Here is a 7,796-nt window from a genome sequence, read left to right as displayed (position 1 = left end):
CCGCACAACAGGCCAAGCGCCCGGCCCTGCCGCCAAAACTCAAGGGCAAGACCAAGGCTCCGCCGAAACCCGGCGTCAAGCCGATCCCGAAGGTCGCCGCCGCCCGCGCTGCCGGGCTTGCAGCCGCGCCTGCCCGCGAGGCCAAGGACGATGAATTCCTTGCCGCCCCCGCCGCCGCGCGCAAGGCCGTTCCGGCACCGGGCAAGCCCCCCAAGCACGGCAGCGTGTCGCGTCCGAATCCCCTGGCCAAGCTGGCCGCCCTGCGCGGCCCCCAGGCCCCCCAGGGCCAGCAAGGCCGGAGCAGCGGACCCGCACTGACCGGGGCGGGCGGCGGTGCTGCCGCGATTCCCGCCGGGATGACATTCAACCAGCCCAGCGAACGCGACCGCATGACCGTCTTCGGTGCGCGCGACCGGGACATGACCGGCGGCAAACCACGGTACCTGGGGTTGATCCTCACGGCGATCCTGCTGCTGTTCCTCGCTGGGGTGGCGGCCTGGGCGACCGTGTTCCTGGACGACGGGTTGGCGCGGCTGTTCCGCTCGGCCGATGAACCGGCTAGCGCGGTTGCATCGCTGCCAGATGGCGACACCGATGCTGTTCCGCCCCCGGGCGACGATGGTGTGATCCTCGAATCCGCGACACCGCCGGCCAGCGCGGCGCCGGCGATCTCTGCACGTCCCGTGGCCCGGCCCGAGGGCGAGGTCCAGGTCGCGGCATTCGACCCGCCCGCAACGGCGCCCGAGTCCCAAGTCGCGCCGCTGGCCGTCCCCACCGACCCGCGCCAGCTGACACCCGAAGAAGCCGCGGCCAGCTATGCCGCCTCGGGCATCTGGCAGCGTGCCCCTGCCAAGCCGCACCGCCCGCCAGAGGATGGTGTCGACGAGGTCTATGCCGCCTCGATCGACCCGAACATCCAGATCTTCGACGCCGTCGCCCTGCCCCAGGCCAAGGACCTGGCGCGAGAGCCCGACTTCCAGGATCCGGGCCTGCCGCCTCCCGCCGGGCTGACCTTCGATTTCGACGAGCGGGATCTTGTGCGCGCCACGCCAGAGGGCGCGTTGACGCCGGACGGTCTGCGCATCTTTACCGGTCGGCCGCCGGTCATCCCGCCGCTGCGCGGCGAAGTGGCCCTTGCCCCGGACGCCGAGCCTGACGCACCCGGCGACATCCGCACCCGGCTGAACGCCATGCCACGCATCCGCCCGCGGACCCGGCCCGACGACCTGATCGAACTGCGCGAGCGCAGCCAACTGGGCGGCATTTCGCGGTCGGAACTGGCGGCGATCCGCCCGGTAATGCGCCCGCCCACCGCACAGGAACAGGCCGAGATCGACGCCCCCGAGGCAACGGATCAGGCGGTGCGCCGCTCCTTGGTGCCCGTCGGCCGGCCGCGCAACATGGCCGCCATCGTCGACAACGCGGACCGCAGCCTAGTGCCCGCGGAACCGGTGCGGACCGCCGCCGCCGTGGCGCCGCGCACCGTTGCGCCACGCGTGCCCTCCAGCGCCAGCGTCGCCCGCGCCGCCACCTCGACCAATGCGATCAACCTGAAAAAGATCAACCTGATCGGCGTCTACGGCACCGCGGACAATCGCCGCGCCCTGGTTCGGCTGGCCAATGGCAAGTATCAGAAGGTCAAGGTTGGCGACCGGCTGGACGGCGGCCGCGTGACCGCCATCGGCGAAGAGGCCCTGCGCTATACCAAGGGCAGCCGCAACCTGACGCTGACCATGCCGCAGACCTGATCCGGCTTGCCCTTTACGGCGCGCCAGATGGCGCGCATCATCCCCGCATGACCACCACCTCGCGCAGTATTCGAGCGCAATGAAGGCAGCACATGCGGGAACGACGCACATCCCTGGATGAAACGGACATCGCCCTGCTTGACGCCGTCCAGCGGGATGGTCAGGCCACGGCACAGCAACTCGGAGAGCGGCTTCACCTGTCTGCCAGCCAGGCAGGCCGACGCCGGCAACGCCTGGAAGAGGCGCGGGTGATACAGGGGTACAGCGCACGGCTGGATCCCGAGAAGCTGGGTCTCGACGTACAGGCCTTTGTCCAGGTGCAACTGGCCCGCCACGGTGCCGAGGAAGGCTCGGCCTTTTCGCGCCTCCTGCGCCTGCGCCCCGAAATCGTCTCGGCCTGGACCATGACCGGCGAAGCCGACTACCTGCTCCGGGTCTATTGCCCCGACCTGCCGGCGCTCAACGCGCTGATCCACGAGGTGCTGCTGGCGCATCCGGTGGTGGCGCGGGTGCATTCGCAGATCGTCATGGACCAGCCGAAACCCGACGCGCCGCTGCCGATCGGCTGAGGCCGACGAGGAGAACCAAGCATGGCGACACTGCAGGGCAGTATCCTGACAGAGAGCGGCTGGATCGCAGGCGAACTGGGCTATGCGCACCGCGTGGACCGGATCGACGGCCAACCGACCGAGGCACCAGAGCCGCCCTTTGTCCTGCCCGGCTTTGTCGATCTGCATGTGCATGGCGGCGGCGGGGCGGACATGATGGCCGGGGTCGAGGCGATCCGTACCGCCGCCCGCCTGCACGCGCGGCATGGCACGACCGCGATGCTGGCCACCTCCGTCACGGCGCCCTTTGCCGAGATCGAGGGGTTCCTTGGGGCCGTCGATGCCGCGATGACAGCCCGCTGGCCCGACGCAGCCCGCGTGCTGGGAGCGCATCTTGAGGGCCCTTTCCTGAACCCTGACAAGCTGGGCGCCCAGCCGGCCTTTGCCGTGACAGCGGATGAGGACGCCCTGCACCGCTGGCTGACGCTGGCCCCGGTGCACGTCATGACCCTGGCCCCGGAAATGGATCCTGGTGACCGGGTGATCGCCGCCGCGCAGGCGGCGGGGGTCAAGGTGCAGCTGGGGCATTCGCTCTGCGACTACGCCCGCGCTGCCGCCTGCCTGCAAACAGGCTGCGGCGTGACCCATCTGTTCAACGCGATGAGCCCGGCCGCGCATCGCGGCAACGGCCTGGCCGGCGCCGCGCTGGCCCATGCCGATTTCGCCGAGATCATTCCGGACCTCCTGCATGTGGAACCGGGTGCCATCCTTGCCGCGCGCCGGGCGATCCCCGGGCTTTTTGGCGTGACGGATGCCACGGCTGGCGCCGGGATGGCGGACGGGATGTTCCGGTTGGGCGCACAACACGTCCACAAGGCCGAAGGCGCCATGCGGTTGGCGGATGGCACGCTGGCGGGGTCTTCCCTCACGATGGACCAGGCGCTGCGCAACCTCGTGAGCCTCGGTTTGCCGCTGGCAGAGGCCTCGGCGCGGCTTTCCACCTTGCCCGCCGACTGGATTGGACGCACCGACATTGGCCGCATTCGCGTCGACGCCGCTGCCGACCTGGTGGTTCTGGACGGGGCGCTGGACCTTGAGGGGGTCCATATCGGCGGGCAGCCGCTGCCCGCCTGAACAATTGCACGCCTAGAACGGCACGTCGTCGGCGGCATGGATGAACCGCGCCACGACCTTTTTCGTGCCAGCCTTCTCAAAGGCAATCTCCAGCTTGTCGCCCTCGATCCCCTGGATCGTGCCGTAGCCGAATTTCTGGTGAAAGACGCGCTCTCCCACCGTGTGGGCAGAAACGGCATCCAGATCGATCACCTGGCTCCGGCTCTCGCGCGGCTGGCTGATCGGGCGCTCTCCCTGGCGGGATTGCAGGCGCTTCCAGCCGGGGGAGTTGTAGACATTGGCCTCTGCGGCGCGGCTTTCCAGCCCCGAGGACATGCCCGCCGTGCCGCCCGCGGCGCCATAGCCACCGCCATACAGTCCAGGCGGCGTCAGGACCTCGACGTGCTCTTCGGGCAGCTCATCGACAAAGCGCGAAGGCAACTGCGACTGCCACTGGCCAAAGACCCGCCGGTTGCCCGCGAAACTGATCGTGCAGACCTCCTCGGCACGGGTGATGCCGACGTAGGCCAGCCGACGCTCTTCTTCGAGCCCCTTGACGCCGCTTTCGTCCATGCTGCGCTGCGAGGGGAACAGGCCGTCCTCCCAGCCCGGCAGAAAGACGACCGGAAACTCCAACCCCTTGGCCGCGTGCAATGTCATGATAGAGACCTTGGCGCCCTCGGCCTCTGACTCGTTGTCCATGACAAGGCTGACGTGTTCCAGGAAGCCTTGCAGGTTCTCGAACCCTTCCAGCGCCTTGACCAGTTCCTTGAGGTTTTCCAGGCGGCCTGGCGCCTCGGGCGTCTTGTCGTTCTGCCACATGGTGGTGTAGCCGCTCTCATCGAGGATGATCTCGGCCAGTTCCATGTGGCTGACATCCTTGTCGCCCGTCATGCGGCCCCAGCGGGCGAGGCCGACCACAAGTTCGCCCAATGCCTTGGCGCCCTTGCCCTTGATTGCCCCCTGTTCCACCGCCAGTGCCGCACCGTCCAGCAGGCTGACCCCGTTTTCGCGGGCGATGCGCTGGATGGTCTGCTGCGCCTTGTCGCCAAGGCCGCGTTTCGGCGTGTTGACGATGCGTTCAAAGGCAAGGTCATCCGTGGGCGAGACGACGAGCCGGAAATAGGCCATTGCATCGCGGATCTCCATACGCTCGTAAAAGCGGGGGCCGCCGATGACGCGATAGGGTAGACCGATGGTCAGGAAGCGGTCCTCGAAGGCGCGCATCTGGTGCGAGGCGCGGACCAGGATCGCCATGTCATCAAGGCTGTACGGGCGCATCCCGCGGGTGCCGCCCTGCATGGATTCGATTTCCTCGCCGATCCAGCGCGCCTCTTCCTCGCCGTCCCAATGGCCGATCAGGCGCACCTTCTCGCCCTGCTGCGCCTCGGTCCAGAGCTCCTTGCCCAGGCGGCCCTGGTTGCCCCGGATCACGCCGCCGGCGGCGGCAAGAATATGAGGGGTCGAGCGGTAATTCTGTTCCAGCCGCACGACATGGGCGCCGGGAAAATCCTTCTCGAACCGAAGGATGTTGCCCACCTCGGCGCCACGCCAGCCATAGATCGACTGGTCGTCGTCACCGACGCAGCAGATGTTCTTGTGTCCGCTCGCCAGCAGGCGCAGCCAAAGGTACTGCGCCACGTTCGTGTCCTGGTATTCGTCCACAAGGATGTAGCGGAACCAACGCTGGTATTTCTCCAGGATGTCCGGATGGCGCTGGAAAATGGTGACCACATGCAAAAGCAGATCGCCGAAATCGACGGCGTTCAGTTCCAGCAGGCGGCGCTGGTAGGCGGCGTAAAGCTCTGGCCCACGGTGGTTGTAGGCACCCGCGTCCGAGGCGGGGATCTTGTCCGGCGTCAGCGCACGGTTCTTCCAGCCGTCGATGATGTTGGCCAGCTGCCGTGCGGGCCAACGCTTGTCGTCGATGCCCTCGGCCTGGACCAGTTGCTTGAGCAGGCGCAGCTGGTCATCGGTGTCGAGGATTGTGAAGTTGGACTTCAGATGCGGGCCGGGGGGCTCCGCCGCGCCCTCGACCACCGAATCGGCATCGTCGGCGATCAGTTCCGCATGGCGGCGCAGCAGTTTCACGCAGATCGAGTGGAAGGTGCCCAACCAGGGCATCCCCTCGACCGTCTGGCCCAGCATGTTGGAAATCCGGGTCTTCATCTCGCGCGCGGCCTTGTTGGTAAAGGTCACGGCGAGCACCTCGTTCGGGCGGGCCCGCCCGGTGTTCAGCAGGTGAACAACCCGCGAGGTCAGTGCCTTGGTCTTGCCCGTCCCGGCCCCGGCCAGCATCAGGACAGGCCCGTCGAGCGTTTCCACCGCCTCGCGCTGCGCGGGGTTCAGCTCGTCCAGGTAGGGGGCCGGGCGCGCGGCCATTGCGCGCGCCGACAGCGAGGACGCCTCGAATGCGTCGAATTCATCGAAACTGCTCATGACGCCAATCTAGCGTCATTGCGCGCGCAGGGAAAGCCGTGTTCGCCTTGTGTTCCACACCCCGCCGGGGATTTTCACACCCCGGCGCCGCGATCGGCCAGCGGTCAGGCGTGCATGGCCACCTCGGTCGGCAGGACCGGTTTGCGCCGGGTGGTCGAAAAGACCGGCAGCGGCATGTCTTGGGCGGGCTGCGGCGCGGAATCGGCGCGCACCGGGGTCATCTTGCAGGCAGCGCGGCCTGCAAGCGAGGCCTGCGCCATGCGTGCCACCATACGCGGAGACACGCGACCGTCGAGCACGCAATGCAGCGAGGTCACGGCGTCGGAATAGAGATCCGTCGCCGCGCCCACGTCACCGGCCAGCATCAGGGTGACAAGCCGCGGATTGCGGCGCTGCGCCAGCGCGGTCAGCGCCGCGATCCGTTCCGGACCGCAATCATCGTCCAGCACCAGCACGTCCACCACCGCGCGTTTCAGGCAGGTTTCGGCCACCGCATGGCTGCCAGAGCCGGTGACGTGAATCCCCGCCTCCAGAAAGGCGATCTGGCTGCGTTCAAGCCGGGTGGCATCGTGGTCGACGATCATCGCGTGCATGGGCTGTCCTTTCCGTGTCGATGCCCACACACTCCGCCACGGCACTTAAAATAAGTTGAAGATTTGAGGCGAATGCAGGTCGACCCGCTTGCGGACCGCGGCTTTCCGACGGCAGATACCGCTATGGACCTGCACAGCCGCTACATGACTGTCGCCGATCTGCGCCGCGCCGCAGAGAGCCGCGTGCCACGATTCGCCTGGGCCTACCTAGACACGGCGACGGGAACAGAGGCCACCGCCCGCCGCAATCGCGCGGCGCTCGATTCGGTCCTGTTCACACCCTCGATCCTCGACGGCGAGGTTGTCCCGGATTTCTCTGCCTCCCTGTTCGGCGAAACCCACCCCCTGCCCTTCGGTGTCGCGCCCGTGGGTCAGTCCGGCCTGCTCTGGCCCGGGGCGGAACGGATGCTGGCGCGGGCGGCGACAGGGGCAGAGTTGCCCTATACCCTGTCGACCGTGGCCAACGCGACGCCCGAAGAGGTGGGCCCGGAGACCGGCGGCAAGGGCTGGTTCCAGCTTTACCCGCCGCGCGACCCAGAGATGCGGCGCGACATGTTGGCGCGCGCGAAGGCCAGCGGTTTTCACGTCCTCGTGGTGACGGTGGATGTGCCGGTGGCCTCGCGCCGGGAACGGCAGGTCAAGGGCGGGCTGGTGCAGCCGCCCCGGATCACGCCTCGGATCGCGCTGCAATGCGCGATGCGCCCGGCCTGGTCGCTGGCGCGACTGCGCGCCGGGATGCCCCGGATGAAAACGCTCGACCGCTATTCGCAGGACATGGCCAGCCGCGACCCCACCGCGCATATCGGCTATCTCCTGCGCACGGCGCCGGATTGGGACTACCTGCGCTGGCTGCGCGACGCCTGGGACGGGCCGCTCGTGGTCAAGGGCGTGCTCAAACCCGAGGACGCGGAACGGCTTGAGCATGAAGGCGTGGATGCGGTCTGGGTCTCGAACCACGGCGGGCGGCAATTCGACGGGGCGCCCGGCGCGGCGTCCTGCCTGCCCGCGGTGCGCGCCGCGACGCGCCTGCCGGTGATCTTTGACAGCGGGATAGAGGGCGGGCTGGACATCCTGCGGGCCATCGCCCTGGGGGCGGATTTTGTCATGCTGGGCCGGGCCTGGCACTATGCGGTCTGTGCCCTGGGCGCATCCGGGCCGGCCCATCTGACAGAGATCCTGCGCCGGGACCTGGTGGCCAATCTGGGTCAGCTCGGCGTGCCGCGGCCTGTCGACCTGCGCGGGAAATATGGGTTTGCAAACGCGACCGTCGCGCAGGAATAATTTGCAAACCCCTCTTGCGCTGCGTCGCGGCATACTCTCAAAGTAATAATATTGCGCAAAATCGCGCAACTGTG

Annotated in this window: 6 protein-coding genes; 4 read left to right on the top strand and 2 right to left on the bottom strand. The window is 67.9% G+C overall.

Translation table 11 applies throughout. The features are described from left to right. From RBB42_RS18875 to RBB42_RS18865, 3 genes are all read left to right on the top strand, one after another. The coding region (locus tag RBB42_RS18875) for a hypothetical protein (RefSeq protein ID WP_306043521.1) at positions 1-1,748 on the top strand (1,748 nt) is incomplete at its 5' end. Positions 1,749-1,840: 92 nt separating this feature from the next. Further along, the gene (locus RBB42_RS18870) at positions 1,841-2,317 is read left to right on the top strand and encodes an Lrp/AsnC family transcriptional regulator (RefSeq protein ID WP_305971216.1); all 477 of its coding nucleotides are present in this window, start codon (positions 1,841-1,843) and stop codon (positions 2,315-2,317) included. Between the two features lie 21 nt (positions 2,318-2,338). Beyond that, a complete protein-coding gene (locus RBB42_RS18865) occupies positions 2,339-3,430 on the top strand; it encodes an N-acetylglucosamine-6-phosphate deacetylase (protein WP_305971215.1) in 1,092 nt (363 codons plus the stop codon). 12 nt (positions 3,431-3,442) lie between these two features. Here the strand turns inward: RBB42_RS18865 and RBB42_RS18860 are convergent, their stop codons facing one another. Both RBB42_RS18860 and RBB42_RS18855 read right to left on the bottom strand, forming a co-directional pair. After that, on the bottom strand, positions 3,443-5,848 hold the full coding sequence (locus tag RBB42_RS18860) for an ATP-dependent helicase (RefSeq protein WP_305971214.1): 2,406 nt from the start codon (positions 5,846-5,848) through the stop codon (positions 3,443-3,445). A gap of 104 nt (positions 5,849-5,952) precedes the next feature. Then, complete coding sequence (locus tag RBB42_RS18855; protein ID WP_305971213.1) at positions 5,953-6,441, bottom strand: hypothetical protein; 489 nt, start codon at positions 6,439-6,441, stop codon at positions 5,953-5,955. Between the two features lie 123 nt (positions 6,442-6,564). Here RBB42_RS18855 and RBB42_RS18850 point away from each other — a divergent pair, with 123 nt between their 5' ends. Next, positions 6,565-7,722 (top strand): alpha-hydroxy acid oxidase, encoded by a 1,158-nt coding sequence (locus tag RBB42_RS18850; RefSeq protein WP_305971212.1) that lies wholly within the window; start codon positions 6,565-6,567, stop codon positions 7,720-7,722. Positions 7,723-7,796 lie beyond the last annotated feature (74 nt).

Origin of the sequence: Mameliella sp. MMSF_3455 (genome assembly GCF_030733205.1) — a bacterium.
In the GTDB taxonomy this organism is placed as follows: Bacteria; Pseudomonadota; Alphaproteobacteria; order Rhodobacterales; family Rhodobacteraceae; genus Antarctobacter.
The sequence above is the reverse complement of the archived record's forward strand: the minus strand, read 5'-3'. Positions and strand labels throughout refer to the sequence as shown.